17 protein-coding genes are annotated in these 22,283 nt (G+C 74.4%); 10 read left to right on the forward strand and 7 right to left on the reverse strand.

The genetic code is table 11. From position 1 onward, the window contains the following. The first annotated feature begins 28 nt into the window (after positions 1 to 28). The 3 genes from ACFRU2_RS32525 (at position 29) to ACFRU2_RS32535 (ending at position 1,935) form a co-directional block, all read left to right on the forward strand. Complete coding sequence (locus ACFRU2_RS32525) at positions 29 to 949, forward strand: LysR family transcriptional regulator (protein ID WP_382979036.1); 921 nt, start codon at positions 29 to 31, stop codon at positions 947 to 949. Positions 950 to 1,068: 119 nt separating this feature from the next. Next, on the forward strand, positions 1,069 to 1,227 hold the full coding sequence (locus tag ACFRU2_RS32530; protein WP_382979039.1) for a hypothetical protein: 159 nt from the start codon (positions 1,069 to 1,071) through the stop codon (positions 1,225 to 1,227). Positions 1,228 to 1,239: 12 nt separating this feature from the next. Continuing rightward, the gene (locus tag ACFRU2_RS32535; protein WP_382979042.1) at positions 1,240 to 1,935 is read left to right on the forward strand and encodes a disulfide bond formation protein B; all 696 of its coding nucleotides are present in this window, start codon (positions 1,240 to 1,242) and stop codon (positions 1,933 to 1,935) included. 27 nt (positions 1,936 to 1,962) lie between these two features. Here the strand turns inward: ACFRU2_RS32535 and ACFRU2_RS32540 are convergent, their stop codons facing one another. Continuing rightward, the gene (locus ACFRU2_RS32540; protein ID WP_382979045.1) at positions 1,963 to 3,078 is read right to left on the reverse strand and encodes a TDT family transporter; all 1,116 of its coding nucleotides are present in this window, start codon (positions 3,076 to 3,078) and stop codon (positions 1,963 to 1,965) included. 177 nt (positions 3,079 to 3,255) lie between these two features. Between ACFRU2_RS32540 and ACFRU2_RS32545 the strand changes: the two genes are divergently transcribed. Further along, positions 3,256 to 4,302, forward strand: coding sequence for a M4 family metallopeptidase (locus ACFRU2_RS32545; RefSeq protein WP_382979048.1), 1,047 nt, complete (start codon positions 3,256 to 3,258; stop codon positions 4,300 to 4,302). A gap of 56 nt (positions 4,303 to 4,358) precedes the next feature. On the opposite strand, the gene ACFRU2_RS32550 is transcribed toward ACFRU2_RS32545, so the two are convergent. Beyond that, a complete protein-coding gene (locus tag ACFRU2_RS32550) occupies positions 4,359 to 5,393 on the reverse strand; it encodes a hypothetical protein (protein WP_382979051.1) in 1,035 nt (344 codons plus the stop codon). 207 nt (positions 5,394 to 5,600) lie between these two features. On the opposite strand from ACFRU2_RS32550, the gene ACFRU2_RS32555 reads away from it, so the two are divergent. From ACFRU2_RS32555 to ACFRU2_RS32565, 3 genes are all read left to right on the forward strand, one after another. Continuing rightward, entirely contained in the window at positions 5,601 to 5,795 is a 195-nt protein-coding gene (locus ACFRU2_RS32555; protein WP_382979054.1) for a hypothetical protein, read from the forward strand. Between the two features lie 81 nt (positions 5,796 to 5,876). Continuing rightward, a complete protein-coding gene (lanL, locus tag ACFRU2_RS32560; protein WP_382979057.1) occupies positions 5,877 to 8,882 on the forward strand; it encodes a class IV lanthionine synthetase LanL in 3,006 nt (1,001 codons plus the stop codon). Between the two features lie 112 nt (positions 8,883 to 8,994). Then, complete coding sequence (locus ACFRU2_RS32565) at positions 8,995 to 9,120, forward strand: ALQxL family class IV lanthipeptide (protein WP_250744215.1); 126 nt, start codon at positions 8,995 to 8,997, stop codon at positions 9,118 to 9,120. Positions 9,121 to 9,279: 159 nt separating this feature from the next. On the opposite strand, the gene ACFRU2_RS32570 is transcribed toward ACFRU2_RS32565, so the two are convergent. The 3 genes from ACFRU2_RS32570 to ACFRU2_RS32580 form a co-directional block, all read right to left on the reverse strand. After that, positions 9,280 to 11,787, reverse strand: a complete 2,508-nt coding sequence (locus ACFRU2_RS32570) for a protein kinase (protein ID WP_382979061.1) — start codon at positions 11,785 to 11,787, stop codon at positions 9,280 to 9,282. Positions 11,788 to 11,890: 103 nt separating this feature from the next. After that, a complete protein-coding gene (locus tag ACFRU2_RS32575) occupies positions 11,891 to 12,532 on the reverse strand; it encodes an ABC transporter permease (protein ID WP_382979064.1) in 642 nt (213 codons plus the stop codon). An 11-nt stretch (positions 12,533 to 12,543) separates the two neighbouring features. Continuing rightward, positions 12,544 to 13,170 carry a hypothetical protein gene (locus tag ACFRU2_RS32580; RefSeq protein ID WP_382979067.1) on the reverse strand — a complete coding sequence of 209 codons (627 nt, stop codon included), beginning with the start codon at positions 13,168 to 13,170 and terminating at the stop codon, positions 12,544 to 12,546. 168 nt (positions 13,171 to 13,338) lie between these two features. Between ACFRU2_RS32580 and ACFRU2_RS32585 the strand changes: the two genes are divergently transcribed. Together ACFRU2_RS32585 and ACFRU2_RS32590 are read left to right on the forward strand one after the other, a co-directional pair. Further along, the gene (locus ACFRU2_RS32585) at positions 13,339 to 13,995 is read left to right on the forward strand and encodes a response regulator transcription factor (protein WP_382979070.1); all 657 of its coding nucleotides are present in this window, start codon (positions 13,339 to 13,341) and stop codon (positions 13,993 to 13,995) included. Next, entirely contained in the window at positions 13,992 to 15,284 is a 1,293-nt protein-coding gene (locus ACFRU2_RS32590) for a sensor histidine kinase (protein ID WP_382979073.1), read from the forward strand. The genes ACFRU2_RS32585 and ACFRU2_RS32590 overlap by 4 nt, the downstream gene beginning before the upstream one ends. A gap of 2 nt (positions 15,285 to 15,286) precedes the next feature. On the opposite strand, the gene ACFRU2_RS32595 is transcribed toward ACFRU2_RS32590, so the two are convergent. Next, positions 15,287 to 16,543 carry an NAD(P)/FAD-dependent oxidoreductase gene (locus ACFRU2_RS32595; protein ID WP_382979076.1) on the reverse strand — a complete coding sequence of 419 codons (1,257 nt, stop codon included), beginning with the start codon at positions 16,541 to 16,543 and terminating at the stop codon, positions 15,287 to 15,289. Positions 16,544 to 16,729: 186 nt separating this feature from the next. Beyond that, positions 16,730 to 21,073 (reverse strand): S8 family serine peptidase, encoded by a 4,344-nt coding sequence (locus tag ACFRU2_RS32600; protein ID WP_382979079.1) that lies wholly within the window; start codon positions 21,071 to 21,073, stop codon positions 16,730 to 16,732. 91 nt (positions 21,074 to 21,164) lie between these two features. Between ACFRU2_RS32600 and ACFRU2_RS32605 the strand changes: the two genes are divergently transcribed. Further along, a complete protein-coding gene (locus ACFRU2_RS32605) occupies positions 21,165 to 22,136 on the forward strand; it encodes a helix-turn-helix domain-containing protein (RefSeq protein ID WP_382979082.1) in 972 nt (323 codons plus the stop codon). Positions 22,137 to 22,283 lie beyond the last annotated feature (147 nt).

Here is a 22,283-nt window from a genome sequence, read left to right on the forward strand (position 1 = left end):
GATGCATCCGCGTCCATAGAATGAATCTATGCCCATCTCCCCGCGCGTCCCCGACCTTCCCGCCCTCGACCTGCTGCTCAGCGTCATCGAGCTCGGCAGTCTGGGGCGGGCCGCCGAGGCGCACGGCATCAGCCAGCCCTCGGCCAGCTCCCGCATCCGCTACCTGGAGAAGCTCGTCGGCCTTCCCGTACTGGAACGCTCCTCGCTCGGTTCGAAGCCCACCCCGGCCGGGGCGCTGATCGCGGAGTGGGCCCGGACCGTGATCGACGCGGCGCACGAGCTGGACGCCGGCATCGCCGCCCTGCGCGAACGGCGCGGCTCCCACCTGAAGGTCGCGGCCAGCCAGACGGTCGCCGAGTACCTGGTCCCCAAGTGGCTCATCGGGCTGCGGGCGCAGCATCCCGCCACCAGCGTCGCCCTCGAATCGGGCAACTCCGCCGAGGTGGCCCGGGCGGTCCTGGACGGCCGCGCCGAACTGGGCTTCATCGAGAGCCCCCGCGCGCCGAAGGGGCTCGAAAGCCATGCAGTGGCCAGGGACCGGCTCCTCGTCGTGGTGGCACCCACCCACCCCTGGGCGCGGCGCACCGACATCACCGTCGAGGAACTCGCCGCCGCCTCGCTGATCCAGCGGGAGGCGGGATCGGGGACGCGCACCGCCTTCGAGCGTGCGATCACGGCCCACCTGCCCGACTGGAAGCCCTCCGCCCTGCTGGAACTGGCCTCCACCACCGCCATCAAGACCGCCGTGGCCGGCGGCGGCGGCCCCGCCGTCCTCAGCTCGCTCGCCGTCGCCGACGAACTCGCCGCCGGCACCCTGCGGTCCCCGACGGTCACCGGCCTCGAGCTCGGCCGCTCGCTGCGCGCCGTCTGGCCCACCGGCCGGCGTCCGGCCGGCCCGGCCCGGGACCTGTACGCCCTGGCCCGCAGGCAGCTCGCCACGGGCTCGTAGGTTCCGGGTTCCGGGAGGTCATAGGTTCGCTCTATGGATCCATCGATCCGTTGCCGCTACCGGGCCCGAACTCCCCGCCGGAGGATGAACGCGTAAGCCTCCGATGAAGCAGGGACACCATGTACACCATCTTCTTCCTCCTGATCTCCCTATGCGTCCTGGCGGTCCTCCGCGACCGGCCGGGCGGGACACGGCTCCTGCTGTGGGCGGGAACCCTGAGCGTGACGCTCCTCGCGTTCCTCCCCCACCTCGACCGCACCTTCGATCTGAGCTTCTGAGGAGGAGCAGGAATGTCCACCGACACCACCCTCACGTCCGTCACCACCGGCGCATCCGTCACCACCGGCGCATCCGCCGCCACCTCCGTCGCCCGCCCCGCAGGGGCCCGCACCGCCGGGCTCTCGCACCGGCTCGGCCTCTGGTTCGCCCATGCCTACGTCCTCGGCATGTGCGCCACCATCGGCGGCGCCTACGTCTTCCAGTTCGGGCTGTGGGAGTACCCCTGCCCCATGTGCCTCCTGCAGCGGATGTTCATGCTGCTCAGCGCCCTCGGGCCCGCCATGATCATCGCCCGTTCCCGCAAGGGAGCGGTGACCACCGCGGAGTTCGCCTCCGGCTGGGGCATCGCCATCGTCTCGGCCCTCATCGGCGGGACCGTCTCCGGTGCTCAGGTGCTGATGCACATCGCCCCCGGGGACCCCGGCTACGCCGGCGCCCTCTTCGGCCTGCACCTGTACACCTGGGCGGCCATCACCTTCTTCCTGGCCGCCCTCGCCGCCGGAGTCAACCTCGTCCTGGCCGATCGGGCCGCACCCCTGGACGCCGCGGCCGGCTCGCCCGCCCTCCGCCGCGCGGCCACCCTCACCCTGGCCGTCCTGGCCCTCTTCGCCGTCAGCAACTTCGTGGCCTGCTTCTTCCTGCAGGGCTTCCACTGGCAGATGCCCGGAGACCCCACCGGCTACCGGTTCTTCACCGATCTCTTCTGATCCCCGGAGCCCTCAGGCCCCTGTCCGCTACGAGGCCGGGGCGAGGGTTCCCGCGAAGAGTCCGCGCAGCGTCTGGATCCCGGCCGTGAGCCAGGCCAGCACGAGGAACACGTACAGCCCGCCCGCGAGCCAGGCGCACGCGGTCAGGCCGGTGTGCCGGGCGAGCCCCTCCGCGCCGGTGACGCAGGTGCCGACGGGGAAGGTGAGGGCCCACCAGGTCATCGAGAACCCCATGCCCTGCCTCCGGGCCCGCAGGACCACCGCGCCCGCCAGCGCGAACCACAGCAGGGCGAACCCCATCGTCGGCACCCCGTACAGCACCGCGAGCATCCGGAAGCCCTCGGAGTAGGGGGCCCGGAGCACCGGCGGCGCGGCATCGGCGAAGTTGTTCGCCGCCGTCGTGGACTGCCCCAGCGGGCCGAGGACCAGGAACAGCGTGGGCGTCAGGGCGAGCGGCAGCCGAGGGCCCGCCAGCAGGCGCGCGAAGATGATGGGCAGCAGGCACAGCGTCGCCAGCAGGCTCATGCCGAACATCGCGTAGCAGCCGAGCAGGAGGGCCTGCTGCCACTGGCCGGCCGGCAGGTGCGGGACCAGCAGGGGACCGAGCGCGGCGGCGACCATGGGCGCGACCACGGGCAGGATCCAGACGGGTGAGGCGCTGCCCGGCTTCAGCTCGTGCCGCAGCGCCATCAGATAGGGGATGGCGGCGGCCACCAGCAGCCCGACGGCCGTGCCGGCGGTGTACAGCACCGCGTCCACGGCGACGGCCGCGCCCGGGCCGATCCAGTCCTTCCCGACCAGCATCGTGCCCGCTCCCACGGCCAGGAGGGCCATGGAGAGGCAGCCGTAGAACGGCGCCACCGTCGGATCGAGCAGATGGGCGCGCGCCTGGTCGCCGTGGCGGGCCCAATGGACCGTCCGGGTGATGAGCAGCACCGCCAGCATCACCGCGGACAGGGCCCAGACCACCGTGCAGGCCGTCCGCAGGCCCGGGATCCGCCAGGGGAGGGCCACGCCGGCGTTGGCCACGATGGCCGTGCCCATCACGCTCGCGTACCAGTTCGGGCCGAGCTGCCGCACGCGCGAGCCCGCGGGACCGGTCACGGTGGGGAGCGCGGAACGGGTCCGGGAGGGTGCGGTCATGTGTCAACGGTGACCCGCGCCGCTCACCCCGACCAGTCGGCGCCCTGGCGGCCGGGGCCGCGGATCGGTTGCTTCGCTCCGGGGCTGGTCAAACGCGGGGACGTTGAGCAAGGATCGCGTCCGCACCTCGCCACGCACGATCTTCCGGCACCACACGTCCACCACAGGAGGATGTCCATGCCCCGCCGTACCTCCCGCGGCCGCACCGCTGCAGTGATCGCGTCCCTGACCCTGCTCGGCCTCGCCGTGCCGGCCTCGGCCGACGCCTCGCAGCCCGCGTCCGGGCTGCCCCAGGGCCGCGTCTTCATGGTCAATCCCGTCCAGTCCACCGGTGATCAGACGCTCGTCGACGCCAAGGACTCGGCCGCCGCCGTGCCCGACTCCGCCTACGCCTCGGTCGCGCTGCGCAACCTCGACGGCAGCGGGGGCCTTTCCGGCCGCTGGGCGTACATCCGGTCGGAGACCGGCGCGCCCGCGGCCGCCGTGGACGCCGGCCGGTACAACCGCGCCGACGAGCAGTTCGAGCAGGTCATGGCCTACTTCTGGGTCAACGAGGCGCAGGAGTACCTGCAAGGACTCGGCTTCGGCAGCGAACTTCCCGGAGCCAACGACCGCGCCCAGCCGGTCCGCATCAACCAGTGGGGCGCCGACAACTCCTTCTTCACCGACAAGAAGGCCGAGATCCGCTTCGGCAAGGGCGGCGTCGACGACGCCGAGGACGCGGAGGTCATCGTCCACGAGTACGGGCACGCGGTGCACCACGCGCAGGTCCCCGGCTTCGGCAGCTCCCCGGAATCCGGGGCGATAGGCGAGGCCTTCGGCGACTACCTGGCCGTCTCGGTCGGCGAGCACGCCGCCGCCGTCCGCGGCTGGCCGCGCGGGACGGACCCGGCGTGCGTGGCCGACTGGGACTCGGTCGGCTACAGCGCGGCCCCGCACTGCCTGCGCCGCATCGACGGCAACAAGGTCTACGCGGACCGCACCGGCGAGGTGCACGCGGACGGCGAGATCTGGTCCCGTGCCCTCCTCGACATCCGCCGGGCCCTGGGCGCGCGGACGGCCGACCGCATCATCGTCAACGCGCAGTTCGGCTTCGCCCCCGACACCAGCTTCCGCGACGCGGCGCTCACCACGATCGCCACCGCTCGGAGCATGTACGGGACGGGCGCCGCGGACGCCGTCAGGACGGCGTTCAGGGACCGGCAGATCCCCGGTATCGCCTAGCCGGCAGCCCCCGGCCACGGCCGACCGGGGCCGACCGGGGCCGGGGCCGGGGTGGGCTATCCCTCCCCGGTGAGTCCGGCGCGTTCGGCGAGGGCGCCGCCCTGGAAGCGGCTCTCGGCGCCGAGTTCCTCCAGTAGCTCGGCGATGTGGCGGCGGCAGGTGCGCAGGGACATGCCCATCCGCCGGGCGATCACCTCGTCCTTGGCTCCCTCGGCCAACAGCCCGACCAGTGCCCGGCGCAGGCTCGGTCCGACCTCCTTGTACGCGGCCCCGCTGCCCCCGCGGAACGGGGTCGCACCGGACCAGTGCTGGTCGAAGACCCGGCACAGGTACGCCACCACGTCCGGGTTGCGCACCAGTACGGCGCCTTCGCCCGGACCGCCGTCGGTCCGCCGGGGCAGGAAGGCCACGGAGCGGTCGAACACCACGGCCCGGTCCGGAAGTTCGGCGGCGGTGCGGTACTCGGCGCCGGCCTCCGTGAGGGTCTCCACGTACCCCTGGGTGGAGAGGCTGGCCCGCGCCGAATGCTGGTAGAGGGTGCGCATCCGCACCCCGCGGCCCAGCATCGCGAGGTCCCGCTCGATGGCGTCCCCGAGCCGGTGCGCGGCCCGTCCGCCGCCCGGCTGGATGCTGAACACCTCCTCGCGGCAGCGCGCCGACTCCTCGGTGAGCAGCGCCGATGCCGCCGCGAGGTCCGGCAGTACGTCCACGCCCTGCCGGTGGTCGCGTTCGCGCCGGGCGGCGCGGTAGTGCGGCATGAGGGAGCGCAGGTCCTCGCGCACGGAATGGGCGTGTGCCGCGGCCTGAGCGACCTGGGCCTCCAGCGGGCCGACCGCCTCCGCCGCGGCAGCGTCCGGGCTGACCGGGATCAGCTCCCCGGGGCTGCCGGGCGCGGGGCGCAGCAGCCGGAGCAGCAGCAGGGTGCGGCAGGCCTCTTCGGCCTCCTCGGGGGTCAGGCCGAGGGTCGCGGGCACTTCGGGCGCCTCGGGCGTCCGTCTCTTGAGGCTCCCCTGCGACAACGCGTGCTCGAACACGGCGACGGCCCGGGCGTCCAGCCTCGGCAGCTCGATGGATTTGGTCTGCATGGTCATGATTTCCCCCGCAATGCGGCCCTGCTACTTCCGTGCCATGCAGGCTATTGCCAGCTCTCGGGCCTGGACCAACCGGGCATGCCGGTATGAACTTCTGTCATCGGCCGGGCCGCATCCCGGCGGGCCGACCTGCCGGCATACGGCGCGAACCGCCCGACGCGGGCGCTCGCCGCCCGGTCCACGACCTCCCCATCCAGGAGCCACGCCATGTCCCGAACGCTGCCCCGTCTCCTCCTCCTCGCGGCCCTGCTGGCCGGCGGTCCGCTCGCCGTGCAGCAGGAGGCGGGCCCGGGAGCGGCCGACGGGCACCACCGGGGAACGGGGGGCGCGGGGAGCGCGGTCCTCGCCGCGGAACCCCTCGACACGAGCTGGGGCGACGACTACGTCCGGCCCGTCCTCTAGCGGGCCCGGCCGCCACCTTCCCGTCTGCCCCGTGAAGGGCGAACAGCGAACAGCGAACAGCGAAGTGCGAGGTCGTTGAGCGTGTCACCACTGCCCCAGAGTCCGGCCCCGACCCTCACCGGGCCGCGGCGAACCCGCGCGGAGGGCCCCGCGGACCTGGCGCTGCTGCCCGACCTGGTGCGTGCCGTCCTCATGAGGCGTGCGGCCGGAGCGGTGGGGGACGGGTCCGTGGGGGACGGATCCGTCGGGGACTGGGCCGTGGAACCGGGTGAGTTCTGGTGCCACGTACGGCCCTCGGGCGTCGCCCGCCGCACCCAGGGGTGGAAGCTCCACGTCTCGGCCACCCCGCTCTCGGCCCCCCTGGTCCTCGCCCGCGCCGCCGAAGTGCTGACCGGCCACCGCGCGCCGTTCAAGTTCGCCGGGAGCCCCGCGCGGGTCGCCGCCCTCGTCTCGGGGCGCTTCGCCCGCGGCGGAGCCGGCAAGTTCATCACGGTCTACCCGGCCGACGACGAGCAATTCCGGCTGCTCGCCGAGGAGTTGCACCGGGCCACCGTGGGTCTGCCCGGGCCCGCGGTGCTCTCCGACCGCCGCTACCTGCCGGACAGTCAGGTCTACTACCGCTACGGGGTGTTCGCCGCGCCCCGCGAGCTCACCCCCGACGGAGCCTACGCCGCCCGGCTGACCGATCCCGCGGGCCGGCCGGTTCCGGACGAGCGCAACGCCTGGTACAGCCCGCCGTCCTGGGCGGGTGACCCGTTCCCGGACCGCCCGGCCGCCCCGGCCCGCAGTACGGCCACCGCGAAGCCCGTGCTGCTGCACGAGCGCTACCTCGTGCGCGGCGCGATCCAGCACTCCAACAAGGGCGGCGTCTTCCGGGCGGAGGACACCGCCACCGGAGCCAAGGTGGTCGTCAAGCAGGCCCGCCCCCATGTCGGCGCCGGCCTCGAAGGCCTGGACGTACGGGACCTGCTGCGCCGGGAGGCGGCCCTGCTGGAACGCTTCCGCCTGCGGTTCCCCGACCGGGTCCCCCGCCTCGTCGAGGTGTTCGAGCAACAGGGCAGCGCCTTCCTGGTCGCCGAGTCGGTGCCCGGAGCCACCCTGCGCCGGACCGTCGCCGAGCGGCTGATCAGGGAGGGTGCCGCCTGCCCCGACGAGCGGACCGCCGGCTCCCTGGTCCGGCAACTGCTCGACCTGGTCGCCGCCGCCCACGAACTCGGCCTCACCCTGCACGACTTCAACCCCAACAACGTCATGGTCACCCCCGACGGGCAACTCCGCCTGATCGACCTGGAGATGGCCGCCGCGGAGGGCGAACGCTGGGTGCTCGGCGCCACCCCCGGCTACACCGCACCCGAACTGCGCGCCGCCGACCCGGTGGCCCCCGCGTTCGGTCCCGCCGTGGACCTCTACGCCCTCGGCGCCACCGTCCTGCACGCCCTGACCGGCGCCGACCCGCTCTTCGCGGCGGACCGGCCCGCGAGGGAGGCCCGCCCGGACGAGGAGCGGCTGTCCGGGCTGTTGGAGCTGCTGGGCCGGGACCAGCCGCTCGTACGAAGGTTCGGGCCGCTGGTCCGCGGCCTGATGCGCGACGCGCCCGCGGACCGCTGGACGCTGGAGCGGGCCCGGGAGGATCTCGCGGGCAGCCCGGCACCGGAGACGGAGACGGAGATGGCGGTGGCGGTGGCGGCACTCGGGACGCCTGCCGTACGTGTCGAGCCCGCCCTACGGAGCGCGCCCGCAGCGCCCGCGGACCTCCGGGCACGGCTGCTGCACGACGGGATCGCCCACCTGCTCGCCACCATGCGCCCGGCCGACCCCGACCGGCTCTGGGCCGCGGACTCCGTCGGCGCGACCTGCGATCCGGTGGCCCTCCAGCACGGCTCCGCGGGCCCCTTGGGCCTGCTCGCCCGGGCCCTGCGGCACGCGGACGACCTCGCGGCCGGCCCCGGCTCCGGCGCGCCCCGCGGGAGCTCCCAGGGCTCCCCGTACGAACCCCCGGTCACCCGGGAATCCCTGCGCGCGGGGCTGCGTACGGCCGCGCTCTGGACGGCGGACCGGCAGGAGGCGCTCCCCGGCCACCTGCCCGGACTCCACTTCGGCCGCTCGGGCACGGCCTGGGCCCTGCTCGACGCGGCCCGGGCACTGGAGGACGCGGCGCTCACCGAACGCGCCGTGGCCCTGGCCCTGGCGCTGCCCGTCGAGTGGCCCAACCCCGATGTCTGCCACGGCGCGGCCGGAGCCGGCCTGACCCAGCTGCACTTCTGGCGCACCACGGGCGACCCGCGGTTCCTCGACCGGGCCGCGCGGGCCGCCGAAGGCCTCCTGGCAGCGGCCCGGCGCACGCCCGAAGGCGTCTTCTGGCCGGTGCCCGAGGACTTCGACTCCGGCCTGGCCGGCGCCTGGCACTACGGGTTCGCGCACGGGGTCGCCGGCGTCGGCACCTTCCTGCTCCTCGCCTGGGAGGCCACGGGCGACGAACGGCTGCGCGCCGCGGCCGTGGAGGCGGGCGCCACCCTCGCCGGGGCCGCCCGCCGCGGACCGGCGGGCACCCTGTGGCCGGTGGACCGGGCCCGGCACCTGTCGGACTCCCCGGAACTGGCCCGGCACTGGTGCAGCGGCTCCTCCGGCGCGGGCACCTTCCTGGTCCGCCTCCGGGCGGCCGGCGGAGCCCGCGACACGGGCTGGGCCGACCTGCCGGACGTGCGCGGCCTACCCGAAGTACCTGGCCCACCCGGCCTGCCCGACCTCGCCGAGCTGGTGGAGGGCGCGGCCGCCGCCGTCCGGGCTGGCCGGGTCACCGATACGGCCGCCACCTGCCACGGGCTCGCGGGCAACGCCGAGTTCCTGCTCGACGCCGCCGAGCTGACCGGCGACGCACGCCACCGGGCGGGAGCCGAGCTGCTGGTCGAGCACATGGCGGCCCAGGCGGTGCTGCGCGACGGCCGGCTGCTGGTGCCCGACGAGAACCGCAAGACCGTGCTGGCCGAGTACGCCACCGGCCTGGCCGGGAGCCTCTCGCTGCTGCTGCGCCTGCGGTACGGCGGCCCGCGCGCCTGGCTGCCCGAGGGCGGCTCCGCCCACCCCTGAGTGTCCGGTGGCCGACGGCCACCGGCTGCCGGGCCCGCACGGGTCCGGCGTTCCACCCGCAGTTCCCTCTGCAGTTCTCGCTGCAGTTCCATCCGCACAGAAGGAGACCGCCATGGCGGAGTTCGACATCGACGCCCTCCAGGTCCTGCCCGAGGACCTCCGTACCGAGGACGCCCGCGGCGAGGAGCACGCCGCCGCGCTGATCACGGCCTGCCGCTGGCACACGAGCGGCTGCTGATCGCCCGCTGACGGGGCGGCGACCCCATTCGCCGCCCTGGGAGGGGACCGGACCTCTGCACCGGCCCCTCCCTCGCCGGCCGGCACCCGCCGGGGCCGGCTCTCGCGCACGGGCCTGGACGTCCTGGACGGCCTGGACGGGCTAGACGGCCTGGACGGGCTAGACCGGCGAGGGTTCGACGGAGGACCACCCCTTGGCGGTCGGGGTGAAGACGATCCCGCCCACCACCAGGAAGCCGAACGCGTCGTCGGCCCCGGGGCGGACGCCGCCCGGGACGGCGAACCGGCCGGTCTGCTTGCGGGAGACCAGGTCGATGACCACGCCCGAGGTCCGGCACCGTACGTACGCCAGCCCGTCGGTCACCACCACCGCGTTCGAGGCCTCCGGGCGCTCCGGGTCGGTGCACTCCTGCGCCAGCGGAATCCGCCACACGGCCCCGCCGGACTCCTGGTTGAGCTCCATGAACCCGGGCTCGCCGCCCGCCGCGGTAGCCATCAGGTACACCTTGTCCCCGGCCACGGCCGGTCCGGACAGCGTGGTGCCGGCGTAGGGGAGGTCCGCGCTCCGCCGGCGTGCCGGCTCACCGCGCAGCACACCCGCCCCGTTCTCCTTGTTGCACAGGAAGACGGTCGCCTCGCTCTCGTCCCGGCCCAGGGTCAGTCCGCGCGTCTCGCAGATCCCGGGCATCGTGAAGCGGGTGCCGTCCTGGGCAGTCCCGAACGGCAGCTTCTTGCCCGTGGCCCCGTCGAGGGCGGTCACGAAGCTCTCGAACCTCATGTCGGCGTTCTGGGTCCGCCCTTCCACGTACACCCGGTCCCCGTCGACGCGTAGCGCCGGATAGCCGTCCGCCGACCCGTCCGACCCGAACGCCGCCTGGGTCCACAGGACCTTCCCGTACCGGGTCTCCAGCGCGGTGACCGTGCCGGACATGGAGACCGCGAACACCCGGCTGCCGTCCGCGTCCAGCACCGGCCGGCGCAGCATTTCCTTGGTGGGGAACTTCCACCGGGGGGTGCCGTCGCCGAGGTCCAGCGCGGTGAACCCGCTCCTGTCGAGCGTGATCACCGTGTGGGTCCCGGCGGTCGCTCCCGGGGCCACCATCGGGGCCTTCCCGTCCACGATGCCTTCCAGCAGGGACCCCCACAGCAGTTCGCCGGTCGCCGCATTGAACCGGCTGAGAACGGAGGCCTTGCCGGGGCGGGCCGCGGTGCACACCAGAGAGGATTCCGCGTACGCGCAGGACCCCATGTCCTCGGTGCCGTTCCAGGCCCGCCACCCGGCGGGGCGCCGGGCGGGCGAGTCCGCGTAGGCACGGCTGCCACCCGGGCTGCCGCCCTCGGTGGCCACGTACGGGGCGAGGGTCCCGTGGGGCGTCGGGGTGGAGGGGGCCCGCGTGGTGGGGGTGCCGGAGGGCCCGGCGGAGGACTCGGGGGCCTTCGCGTTGTCCCGCGAACCGCCGGCCGGCGGGGAGAACCGCAGGTAGAGCCCGCCGCCGGTCAGCAGCGAAGCCGCGAGCGCCGCGGCGAGGAGAGCGCGCCTGCGGGGCCTGCGCGGCCGCCGGGGCCGCCCGGCCGCCACCTCGGCGGCGGGGCCGGTGGGCGGCCCGGACTGCCGGGTGAGCGCCCCGTCGGTGTCCTCGGATCCCTCCCCGGACACGGCGGGCGATTCCGGGCCGCCGGAGCCGGAGCCGGAGCCGGAGTTGGTGCCGGAGTCGGAGCCGTCGGAGTCGTTGGCACCGGCCCCGGGCTCCGCTCCGTCGCCTCCGTCGCCGGCCCGCGTGCCGGTCCAGGTCCCGGATCCGAGCGGCTTACGGGCTTCCCCGCCGGGGCCGTCATCCTCGCGGAGCGGGCTCTCCCAGTCGGCCGCCGGGATCTGCGCGAGCACGGCCAGCAGTTCGTCCGGTCCCGGCCGGGCGGCCGCCTCCTTGGCCAGGCACGCCCCGAGCACGGCCCGTAGCGAATCGGCCAGACCCTCGATGTCCGGCGCGTCCGACACCACGCGGTAGGCCGTCATGTAGTGGGACTCGGCGTCGAAGGGCCCCCGCCCGGTCGCGGCGAACACCAGCACCGATCCCAGCGAGAACACGTCCGAGGAGGGCCGCACCCGCGCCGGAGCCGACAGCTGCTCCGGCGACATGTACGGCGGAGTCCCCAGGATCTGCCCGGTCGAGGTCAGGGTCTGCTGCCCCGCCGCCCGCGAGATCCCGAAGTCGATCACCCGCGGCCCGTCGTCCGTCAGCATGACGTTGTCCGGCTTCAGATCGCGGTGGATCACCCCGGTGGTGTGCAGTTCGCGCAGCGCCTCCACCAGCCCGAGCGCGAGCACGCGCAGCGCGCTCCCGCGCAGCGGCCCGTCCGCCTTCACCCGGGCGCCCAAGGTCCGTCCCGGCACCAGCTGGGTGGCCATCCAGGGCCGCTCCGCGTCCGGGTCGGCGTCCACCACCGCCGCGGTGAAGGCCCCGCTCACCCGCCGGGCGGCCGCCACCTCCTGCCGGAACCGGGTCCGGAACTCCGGGTCGTCGGCGAACTGCTGGTGCACCAGCTTCACCGCGACGAGCCGCCCCGAAGCGGCCCGCCCCGAGTACACCGTCCCCATCCCGCCGGAACCCAGCCGGGCGATCAGGACATACCCGCCGATCGCCCGCGGATCCCCGTCCCGCAGTGTCATGTCCCGCCCCACCCCACCGAGTACAACCGTCGGCGGCACCCTATCCCGGACCTGCGCACTCGTACCGCGAAGGCACCCCCCGGCCCGCCCGGATCCGCGGGCGTCACGCCGGACGCAGGGCCTCCGTGGGGGAGGTGCGGGCGGCCCGCAGCGCGGGGTGCAGTCCGGCGAGCGCGCCCACCACCACCGAGACCGGCGGGCCGGCGATCAGGATGCGGAACGGGATGACCGCAGGCCGGCCCTGGACCAGTGCGTAGCCGTACACGGTCAGGCTGCCCAGGAGCAGTCCGCCCGTCCCGCCGATGAAACCCACCAGCACGGCCTCCAGCAGGAACTGCGCCGAGATCTGGCCGCTCCGGGCTCCCAGCGCGCGGCGCAGCCCGATCTCGCCGCGGCGTTCCATCACGCCGACGACCATGGTGCTGGAGATCCCGATGCCGCCCACCAGCACCGCCACCCCGGCCAGGACGAGTACGAGCGGGGTGAGGTCGTTCTCCGTCCCGCTGCGGGCCGGCAGGAGATCGGAGGGCCGGCTCACCGCGACCGCGGGCCGGCCGACCGGGGCCGCCGTGCCCAGCTCGGAGCCGAGCTGGTCCAGCCGTGCCGGCAGGTGCTGCTGGTCGGAGTCCGAGATGCCGGTGACCGCGACCGCGGCGGCGATTCCCACCGAGATGCCCAGCCCGGACAGGGCGGTACGCAGCTTGCGCGTCCGCGGCCCGATCATGCCCAGGCGCAGCAGGTCCATGGGGCGCACGGTCACCCACCGATCCGGTAGCCGGGCAGCGGCAACCGCGCATCGCAGGCGCGCGCGGCGGCATCCCACCGGGCCTCGTCGAACACCGAGCGCGGGATGACGACCACCGCCTCCTGGGGATCCGGGTCCGGCATCTCGGAGTAGCCGTTCTTGCGCGCGCACGCGACCCACTTGCGGGCCATCTCCACGAACTTGGTGGTGTCGGCCTTCTTGACCTGGTGCATGCCGGGCACCTTCTCGTCGCACAGCCGGGCCGCGTCCTCGTACCCGGACCGCATGCCTCTGTAGGTGCTCGCCGCCGGAAGGCCGATGGCGCCGTCCTCGTCCTGCTCGACGCTCGTCCGCCCCTGCCGGTGCATGCAGTCCACCCAGGCCCGGCGGACCGCGTCGTCGTCCTGCGGCGTGGCCTGCCTCCCGCGCTCGCCCCCGGCGACTTCGGGCGCCGGGGCGTCGGCCGAGCACCGGGCCAGGGACAGCAGCGCCGTCGCGGCGGCCGCGGCGGGCAGTGCGCGCAGGATCCGTACGCTTCGTGGACCGCGCAGGCCCGGCAGGCCCGGCAGGCCTTGCGGACCTCGCAGGTCTCGCAGGGCCCGTACGGTCCGGCCGCGTATCGCGGATGCGCTTCGCATGTCCCACACTCCCAGTGCGTTGCCGATGAACGCCCAGTTCTACGGTTCGTGCGGTGAGCCGCTTGTGATCGCGCGCCTAACCACCGGCTAACCGGAGTGCGGGCAGGCTGGTCCCCGGCGCCGGCCCGGAGGGAACAGCGGCGGCACGGGCGAACGGAGCGGGGCGCGATGAGGGTGCTGGTGGTCGAGGACGAGCGGGAACTGGCCCTGATGCTCACCGAAGGGCTACGCGGCGAGGGCATGCTCTGCGACGTTGCCCACGACGGCCTCGAGGCGCTCGAGCGGACGGGCGAGGCCGACTACGACGTGGTGATCCTGGACCGGGACCTGCCCGGACTGGGCGGCGACGCCGTGTGCCGTGCGCTCGCGAGCATGGGCCACCCGGCCCGGATCCTGATGCTGACGGCCGCGGACACCCTGTCCGACCTCGTCGACGGCCTCGGCCAGGGCGCCGACGACTACATGACCAAGCCCTTCTCCTACCTGGAGCTCGTCGCCCGGCTGCGCGCGCTCGGCCGCCGCACCGCGGTCGGCCGGGCCGAGGTGGTGCTGAGCCGGCACGGAATCCGCCTCGACACGGTGCGCAGGGTCGCCGAACGGGACGGCCGTCCGCTGCACCTGACGCCGAAGGAACTGGGCGTCCTGGAACTGCTGCTGGCCGCCGACGGGGCCCCGGTCACCACCGAGGACCTGCGGGAGCGGCTGTGGGACACGGGACTCGACCCGGCCACCACGGCGGTACGGGTCACCGTGCACGCGCTGCGCCGCAAGATCGGCGATCCGCCCCTGATCGTGCACGACGCGGGCTACGGATACCGGCTGTGATCCGATCCCGCTTCCCGCTCGGCCCCGGCCGCCTGCCGCTGCGCGGCCGGCTGACCCTGGTGACCACGGCCGTCTTCGCCGTGCTCGGCTGCGGGGTGCTGGTGCTGAACTGGCTCAGCTCGCGCCAGCTCATCGAGGCCAACCGCGACCTCATCACGGAGTCCGCCGGAACTCTGGACCCGGCGCTCTCCGACCCGGCGCCCCTCGAAGTGCCCCCGGGCTCCACCGAACTGCCCCCCGGATCCACCGAACTGCCCCCGGGCTCCACCGCAGTGCCCCCGGGCTCCACCGAGGCCGCCGCCACGACGACCCCGGCCCAGGCCTTCGACCACTTCCAGGACGCCATCCTGGGCGACCTGCTGACCCGTTCCGCGCTGCTGCTCACCGTCTTCACCGCGCTCGCCGCGCTGCTCGCCTGGTGGGCGAGCCACCGCTCCCTGCACCGGCTCCACCAGGTGACCGGGGCCGCACGCCGGATCAGCACCGGCAGCAGTCTGGACGAGCGGCTCGCGCTGGACGGTCCGTACGACGAGATCCGCGAACTCGGGGACACCTTCGACGCCATGCTCGACCGGCTCGACCGGAGCTTCACGGCCCAGCGGAGCTTCACCGCACACGCCTCGCACGAGCTGCGCACCCCGCTGACCGTCCTGCGCACCGCGCTGGAGATCCCCCTGGCCCAGGGGCGGGTCCCGGACGACCTGCGCCCCGCCGTCCTGCGCGCGCTCGACGCCAACGTGCGGATCGAGCGGCTGATCGCGGCCCTGCTGACCCTGGCGCGCGCGGAGAGCGCCGCACTGGCGCTGCGTCCGACGGATCTGGCGGACACCGCCCGGGCCGCGGCGCACGACCTGGCCGAGGAGGCCCGTACCGCCGGGGTCAGGGTCACGCTCGACGCGGCGGACGCGCCGGTGGACGGGGACCCCGCGCTGCTCCGGCAGGTCGCGCTCAACCTGCTGGCCAACGCCGTGCGCCACAACTACCCCGGCGGCACCGCCGTGATCGCGACCGGCACCGCGGACGACAGGGTGTTCCTGGAGGTCTCCAACACCGGCGACCTCGTGCCGCCGGAGGAGGTGCCCGCGCTGTTCGCGCCGTTCCACCAGGGCAGGGAGCGCGGCAGCGGTTTCGGGCTCGGGCTCGCCGTGGTCCGGGCGATCAGCGACACGCACCACGGCGAGATCGTGGCCACGCCCCGTGCGGGCGGCGGGCTCACGGTCCGCGTCCTGCTGCCCGGCCGCGACGGGGGCGCGGCCGGCTCCGGGTCGGCCTCAGCCGGTACGGGTTGACCTCATGCGTCGTCCGCCCCGCGGTGTTTGATGTTGATGAGCCAGGCCTTGGCCAGGACCACGGGATTCAGGAAGCGCACCGGGCCGATCAGCCGGGACGCGAACAGGTGCATGTGCCGCGCCATGGCCGCGTCGCGCGCCGCCGCCGCGAACACCAGCTCCTCCCCGGCATTGAACGGACGGGACTTGGCGAAGTCGATGGCGAGCGTCTGGTGACCGCGCAGCTTGCGCTGGTGCTTGCCCGCGTACCGCTTGAGCGCCTTGCCGAGGTCGCCCCGGCCGGCCGCGGCGGGGGCGACCGCCTCCGCCAGCCATTGCGCGGACTCCAGGGCCCACCCGCATCCGACTCCCCACAGGGGGTCGCCGGTCAGGGCGGCGTCGCCGATCAGCGCGAGGCCCGGTGCGGTGGGCTTGCGCAGGTGGAGCGGGTAGTCGACCGTCCCGATGATCTTCGAGACGCGCTCGGCGGAGTCGATCGCCGGCGCCTCGGGCAGGGCGCGGACGAAGGCGGCGAAGCTGCCCTCCAGGTCCTCGCGGAACTCCGGCAGCCGCTTCTTGTCCGGGAGCACCGCGAGGACGGTCACTCCGTCGTCGTTCGGGAACGCGTAGGCCATGTCGGGTTCGAGGAACCAGGTGTGACCGATGCCGTCGCGGAGCGGCAGGTTGCGGAAGTGGGCGAGGTAGCCGAAGCGGTTGTTCGGATGCGTCCAGGTGCGCATCCCGGCGTGCTTGGCCACGGCCGAGTCCTTGCCGTCGGCGCCGACCACCAGCCGGGCCCGGATCTCGCGCTCGCCCTGCGGCGTCGACGTGCGCACCCCCACGGTCCGTCCGGCTTCCCGGACCACTCCGGTGACCTGGTGACCGAGGAGCAGGTCGACGCCCGGGGTCTGCGCGGCACGGGACCTGATCAGCGGGTCGAGGGTGCTGCGGCGGACGTTGTACGCGTACGGCAGCGGGGGGCCGCCCGGCGCGGGCTTCGGCTCGATCCAGCCCCAGCGGGTATACCAGCGGGCCTCGTTGTGCACGCCCCCCGCCTTCTCCAGGGCGGGGACGAGGCCGAGCTCGTCCAGGATCGGATAGGCGTTGGCCGTGATGGAGTGGGTGCACAGCACCTTGTACGCCTCGGGGTCCGAGCGGCGTTCCAGCAGCGCGACGCGGACGCCGCGCCGGGCGAGCAGGATCGCCGCGGCGCTGCCGGCGAGGCCGGCTCCGCTGATGACCACGTCGTAGTCGTGTTCCGCGCTCTCAGGCCTGGGCATGCGCTGATCGCCCCCTTCGGGGTGTGGTGCCGCTGACGGGAGTGGGAGTGGTGCAGCACCACTGGTGTCATGCTCATGAAGACTTGTCAAGATCGCGCCGACCCCGACTCCGAGCCCGGAGGCGGGCCGGTGCGGTCGCCTTGTCGTACGGCGGCCGCACCGGCCCGGACCGAGTGGGCCCCGGCCTCAGTCGTCCAGCTCCAGGCGGTGGACGCCGCCCTGGTCGACGCCGGCGAAGAGGTACCGGCCGTCGGGCGAGGCCGCCAGGGACAGGACGTCCTTGTTCGGCATCGAGCGGGAGATGTTCCGCCAGGTCAGCCCGCCGTCGGTGGAGCGCAGTACGCCGCGCCCGCCGGTCGGGGTGAAGTCCGTCCAGCGGGTGTTGGTGCCCGCGTAGAGGGTGTTGCCGACCCGGAGGAGGTCGGAGACGCTGATCCGCAGGGCGCCGGTGTCGGCCTTGGCGAAGGTCTTGCCGCCGTCCTTGCTGACCCGGATCGCCTGACCGCCCGTGACCATGGCGTCCGCCGTGAACTGGACCGCGTGCACCTCGGCTTCGGACACCTGGTGCATCGTGGCCCCGAAGTCGTCCGAGGAGGACAGGCCCCACCAGCCGCCGCACCAGATCCGCCCCGGCTTGCCGGGGTCGGCCACGAGGATGTCGCAGTACCGGCCCTGGTCGAAGGTCGTCCAGTGGGCGCCGCCGTCGGTCGTGGTGTAGAGGCCCGCCGAACTGGAGCTCTTGTACGAGATCATCATCCGGTCCGGGTTCGCGGGGTCGACCAGGAACGCGGTTCCGTTCGCCTCGCGGGTGGCGACGTCCGACCAGGTCCGGCCGGCGTCCGTGGTCTTCTGCAGCACCACGTCGTAGAGGTAATTGACCAGCTGCCAGCCGGACTTCGGGTCCGCTGCGGACGGCTGGAACCCGACGACGGCGGTACCGGTCGTCCCCTCGCGCTCCGCCGCACCCCACTCGGGGCTCGCCGCGGGCACCGTGGTGCGGTAGGTGCCGACCGAAGTGCCGGCGAGGAGCTGGTCGCCGAAGGCCGCCAGCGCCGGGACGGACTCGCCCTGGACGCCGATCCGGCGGTAGCCGCCGTCCCGGGTGGAGCGGAACAGACCGGCCGCGCCGGAGCCGATGGTGTGGGAACCGTCGGCCCAGCGGTCGTAGTCGTAGACCACCGAACCCGGTACGGGCTGCGCGGACGTGGTCCACGTACGGCCGCCGTCGCGGCTCAGCGCGCCGGTGCCGCTCAGGTCGTCCTGGTAGATGTCGCCGCCGGAGACGTCGACCAGACCGCTGAAGGTGCGGCTGGTCTTCTCGACGCCGCGGCCGCCGTCACGGCTCACGTACAGGCCCGAGTTCTGGCCCTGCACCTTGATGGCGAGCAGTGCGCCGTCGGCGTCGAAGCCGCCGATGAGCTGCACGCGCGGAGTGGCCTGGAAGACCTTCTGCGCGGGCCCGGGGGTGCCGGTGACGAAGTTGCGGATCACCCAGATCGCCTGGCCGGCCCAGAGGTACAGGTCGTCGCCGCCGATCACGCTCTTGGCGACGTACCCGGTGATCCCCGTGAGGTCCACCGGTGTCCAGGTGGCGCCCCGGTCCCGGCTGACGAACCGCTCGCCGGTGTACTCGGACGCGGCGAGCAGGACGCGGGTGCGGGCATCGGCGCTCAGCTGGGTGATCGGGGCCGGCGGACCGGCCATCCGCTCCCAGCTGCGGCCGCTGTCCTCGGTGCGCATCAGCACGCCGCCCTCCGGGAACGCCGACGGGTGGGCGCTGACCACGGCCTCCCACCAGCGTTTCGGATCTCGGGAGTCGATGACCAGGGAGGGCTCGGTCAGCGCGTTGCTGACCGGGGTGTGGCCCCGCTGCTGCCAGCTCCTGCCGCCGTCGGTGGTGAGCCAGGCGCCCGGGCGGGTGCCGAGGGTCATCACGGCCCGGTCCGGGGCGCCGGGGGCCAGTTGGGTGGTGCCCACGGCGCTGTTCGGGCCGACGGCCTTCCAGTTCTTCGCCTTGGGCGCGGTGAGGGCCACCTCGACGGCGCCCGTACCGTATTGGCGCACCGCCGTGGAGGTGGTGGCGCGGGCGGTCATCGTGTGGACGCCCGATCCGAGGCCGGTGAAATCGGCCCGGTAGTAGAACGGGTCCGAAGTGGGCGCCGTCGCCTTGGTGTAGGCCTTGCCCTTGGGCGGGGTGACCGTCAGCACCGGCGGCGCGGTGAGCGGTGTCGGGCTGTACACGTACACGGTGGTGGAGCCGTCGTTGGACGGGTCCTCGGCCGGGTCGACGTACAGCGGGATCGCCGCCATCAGGTACGGGACGGTGAGCGCCCGGCCCTCCCCGGGGGTGACGGTGACGCGGCCGCTCAGGTAGTTGGTGGCGTAGTCCGTGACGTCGGGCCGGTCGCGCGCGACGGTCAGCGTGACCTTCGCGGTGCCGCCCGCCGGGATGTCGACGTGGTCCGGGGTGACGGTCGCGGGGCCGGTGACGGTCACCTTGCCGCCGACCGGTGCGCTGCCGGTGTTGTGCAGGGTGACCTCCCGGCTGCCGGTGACCTGCGGCCGGTCCATGTGCGCCAGGCCGAAGGAGACGGTGGCGGGGGAGGCGTACAGCCCGGCCCGCGCCGCGGCGGCGGTGTCGAGCCGGCCGCTGCCCTGCGCCTGGAGGTCGGGGCCGTCGAGCGGCTTCGCGGAACCGATCACCTCGGCGCGCAGCCGGTCCGCGGGGCGGTCCGGGTGCAGCTGGCGCAGCAGCGCCGCCGAGCCCGCGGCGAGCGGCGAGGCCATCGAGGTGCCGGACATCCGCCGGTAGCCCGTGGGCTCCGTGCCCTTGGGCACGGTGGACAGGATCTCGACGCCGGGGGCGACGATATCGGGCTTGAGGCCGAGCCGTTCGGAGTCCGGGCCGCGGGAGGAGAACGAGGCCATCTCGTCCGTGGAGTCGCGGCCGCCGAGCACCAACTCGCCGCCGGACTCGGCCAGCGCGGCGAGCCGCTGCCCCGTCTCGTGGTCCACGCCGGTCACGACGAGCCGGTCCAGGCGCAGGGAGTCGCCGGACTCCGCGGGCGTGGCACCGAGCAGGACCTCGCTCCGGGCGGCGGCCCCGCTGCGGGCGTCGGTCCCGCTGCGGGCGGGCTCCTGTTCGCGCTGCGGCCGGAGCGGGTTCGTACGGCTCTTGCCGCCGAACACGACCGGGCCGCCGCCTCCGCCGCCGACACCGCCCACCAGGGCGGCGGCGCCGCGCCGTTCGGCCTCGCGCCAGGTTTCGAGCTCCTCGGGCCACACGTCGTACGGGTTCACGGCCGGCGGGATCGCGTACAGCACGACTTTGCCGCGGACGTCGCCCGCCTTCGCCCAGTCCTCCGCGGTGCCCATGCCGATGCCGACCACCCCGGCGGTCACCTCCCCGGCGGGCGGGTTGGCGGACCGTCCGCCGCGGTAGCTCTGCAGGGTCTCGCCCGACGCCTTGAGCACGGGCAGCCGTATCCCGCTGGTGGAGGCGCCGACGGCGATGACACCGGGAGCGGCGGCCGGGGAGCCGACGGTCCAGTAGCCGGGACCGGAGTTGCCGGCCGCGGCGAAGACCAGGACGCCGGCGTCGACGGCCGCGGACGCGGCCCGGGACAGCGGGTCGCTCGCGGTGCCCGCGCTGTTGCCGAGGCTCATGTTGATGATGTCGGCGCGGTGCGGATTGGCCGGGTCGACCGCCGCCTCGATGGCCGCGATGATGCCGGAGTCGTCGCCGCTGCCGTTCGCGCCGAGCACCCTGTACGCCAGCAGTTCGGCGTCCGGCGCGGCGCCGGTGACGCCCCCGGCCGCGGCCGGCTTGCCCGCGACGATGCCCGCGACATGGGTGCCGTGGCCGTTGTCGTCCATCGGGTCGGCATCGTTGTCAACGAAGTCCCATCCGCCGACGACCTTGTGGCCCTCACCGAAGCCGCCGCCGAGATCGGGGTGGCCGTAGTCGACCCCGGTGTCGATCACGGCGACGGTGACGCCCTTGCCGGTGACCTTGACGCCGCCGGGGTCCTCCTGGTCCCACAGGGCCGGGTTGCCCACGACCCCGTTCGCGTCGGCGTCCAGGGCGCGCGAGGTGCCGGCGGCGCTGACGGCCTTCACACCCGGCAGCTTGCGCAGCTTCGCCGCGTCGTCGGCGCCGACGGTCATGGCCACGGCGTTGAGCAGCAGCGTGTGCCGGCGTACGGACCGGGCGGTGACGCCGGCGCCCTTCGCCTCGGCCAGGAACGCGTCGTGCCTGCCCGTCAGGTTCTTGCGCGCCGCCGTCACCTCGGCCGCCCGCGCGTCCCGCGCGGCCCTGGATTCCTTGGCGCTCCCGTCGCCCGTGGCGTCCCGCGCGGAGCCGGGCCCGGCCTCCAGCGCCGCGGCGCCCTCGAACTCGACGATGACCCGTTGCGTGCCGCGGCCCGCGGACTCGGGGGCGGCGACGGCGGGCGGGACCGAGACGAGCAGTCCGCCGAGCACCGCGGCCACCAGGCCCGTATGCGCAGTTCTTCGGTGTGAGTGACCCATAGGCGGTACCTAATGCGGCCCGGTCCGGCCAGGGCAACGATTCCCCGTGGCCCATTGCTGCCGCTGGCACAGGTGGGCCAGGATGGCCCGCATGTCCCAGGAGCTGGAGGCCGTCGGCATCGACGCCTTCGACGAGCAGGTCTACCGGGCGCTGCTCGCCCGGCAGGCGGCCGCGCCCGCCGAGCTGGCGAGCGAACTCGGCACGGGCTCCGAGCGGGTGGCGCGCGCCCTCGACCGGATGCACGACCGCGGGCTGGTCGGGCGGCTCTCCGGCCCCCGGCGGCGCTACGCGGCCATCGACCCGCAGCACGCGGTGGAGGCGCTGATCCAGGAGCGCACGGTGGCACTGGGCCGCGTACGGTCGGCAGCGGGCGAGCTCGCCGGACTCTTCGAGGCGGCCCGGCGCGGCGATGCCAAGGAGGTCGAGATCGTCTCCGGCCGGGAGGCGCTGGGCCGTTGGTTCGTACGGCTCCAGCAGGAGGCGAAGCAGCAGGTCCGCACCCTGGACCGGCCGCCCTACGCACTGACCACCGCCAACCCGGTGGAGGAGACGGCGATGCGCGGCGGGCTGGCGTACCGCGCGGTGTACGCCCCGGAGGCGCTGGAGTGGCCGGGGGTGCTGGACGACATCCGGCGGCTGGTGGCCCAGGGGGAGCAGGCGAGGGTCCTGCCGGGCCTGCGGATCAAGCTGGCCATCGCGGACGACGCACTCGCGCTGATGCCCCTGTCGCTGGACCTGACGGACGTGCGCGCGGCGGTGATCCGCCCGTCCTCGCTGCTCGAGGCGCTGACGGACTACTGGCGGCTGTGCTGGACCCTGGCGACCCCGCTGCTCGCGTCACCGGAACCGACGGGACCCGGCGAGGAGTCCGCGGAACCCGGCGAGGAGGACCGGCTGCTCCTCGCCCTGCTGGTCAGCGGGTTGAAGGACGAGGCGATAGCGCGCCAGCTGGGCTGGTCGGTACGGACCATGCGACGCCGGATGAGCCGCCTGCACGACCAACTGGGCGCGGCGAACCGCTTCCAGGCGGGGGCCATCGCGGCCCGGCGGGGCTGGCGCTGACCCGCCCCCGGGCTGAGGGCCCGAGCGGACGGCCCGGACGGCCCGGACGGCCCGGACGGCCCGGACGGCCCGGACGGCCCGGACGGCCCGGACGGCCCGGACGGCCCGGGCGGCCCGGGCGGACGGAAACGCGGTGGTGGCGCCGGG

The organism is Streptomyces sp. NPDC056883 (assembly GCF_042788835.1).
Classification (GTDB): domain Bacteria; phylum Actinomycetota; class Actinomycetes; order Streptomycetales; family Streptomycetaceae; genus Streptomyces; species Streptomyces stoeckheimensis.

Coding starts and splice junctions, on each gene's coding strand:
- ACFRU2_RS32525 (WP_382979036.1), top strand. CDS start 29: ATGCCCATCTCCCCGCGCGTCCCCGACCTTCCCGCCCTCGACCTGCTG.
- ACFRU2_RS32530 (WP_382979039.1), top strand. CDS start 1,069: ATGTACACCATCTTCTTCCTCCTGATCTCCCTATGCGTCCTGGCGGTC.
- ACFRU2_RS32535 (WP_382979042.1), top strand. CDS start 1,240: ATGTCCACCGACACCACCCTCACGTCCGTCACCACCGGCGCATCCGTC.
- ACFRU2_RS32540 (WP_382979045.1), bottom strand. CDS start 3,078: ATGACCGCACCCTCCCGGACCCGTTCCGCGCTCCCCACCGTGACCGGT.
- ACFRU2_RS32545 (WP_382979048.1), top strand. CDS start 3,256: ATGCCCCGCCGTACCTCCCGCGGCCGCACCGCTGCAGTGATCGCGTCC.
- ACFRU2_RS32550 (WP_382979051.1), bottom strand. CDS start 5,393: ATGACCATGCAGACCAAATCCATCGAGCTGCCGAGGCTGGACGCCCGG.
- ACFRU2_RS32555 (WP_382979054.1), top strand. CDS start 5,601: ATGTCCCGAACGCTGCCCCGTCTCCTCCTCCTCGCGGCCCTGCTGGCC.
- ACFRU2_RS32565 (WP_250744215.1), top strand. CDS start 8,995: ATGGCGGAGTTCGACATCGACGCCCTCCAGGTCCTGCCCGAGGACCTC.
- ACFRU2_RS32570 (WP_382979061.1), bottom strand. CDS start 11,787: ATGACACTGCGGGACGGGGATCCGCGGGCGATCGGCGGGTATGTCCTG.
- ACFRU2_RS32575 (WP_382979064.1), bottom strand. CDS start 12,532: ATGGACCTGCTGCGCCTGGGCATGATCGGGCCGCGGACGCGCAAGCTG.
- ACFRU2_RS32580 (WP_382979067.1), bottom strand. CDS start 13,170: ATGCGAAGCGCATCCGCGATACGCGGCCGGACCGTACGGGCCCTGCGA.
- ACFRU2_RS32585 (WP_382979070.1), top strand. CDS start 13,339: ATGAGGGTGCTGGTGGTCGAGGACGAGCGGGAACTGGCCCTGATGCTC.
- ACFRU2_RS32595 (WP_382979076.1), bottom strand. CDS start 16,543: ATGCCCAGGCCTGAGAGCGCGGAACACGACTACGACGTGGTCATCAGC.
- ACFRU2_RS32600 (WP_382979079.1), bottom strand. CDS start 21,073: ATGGGTCACTCACACCGAAGAACTGCGCATACGGGCCTGGTGGCCGCG.
- ACFRU2_RS32605 (WP_382979082.1), top strand. CDS start 21,165: ATGTCCCAGGAGCTGGAGGCCGTCGGCATCGACGCCTTCGACGAGCAG.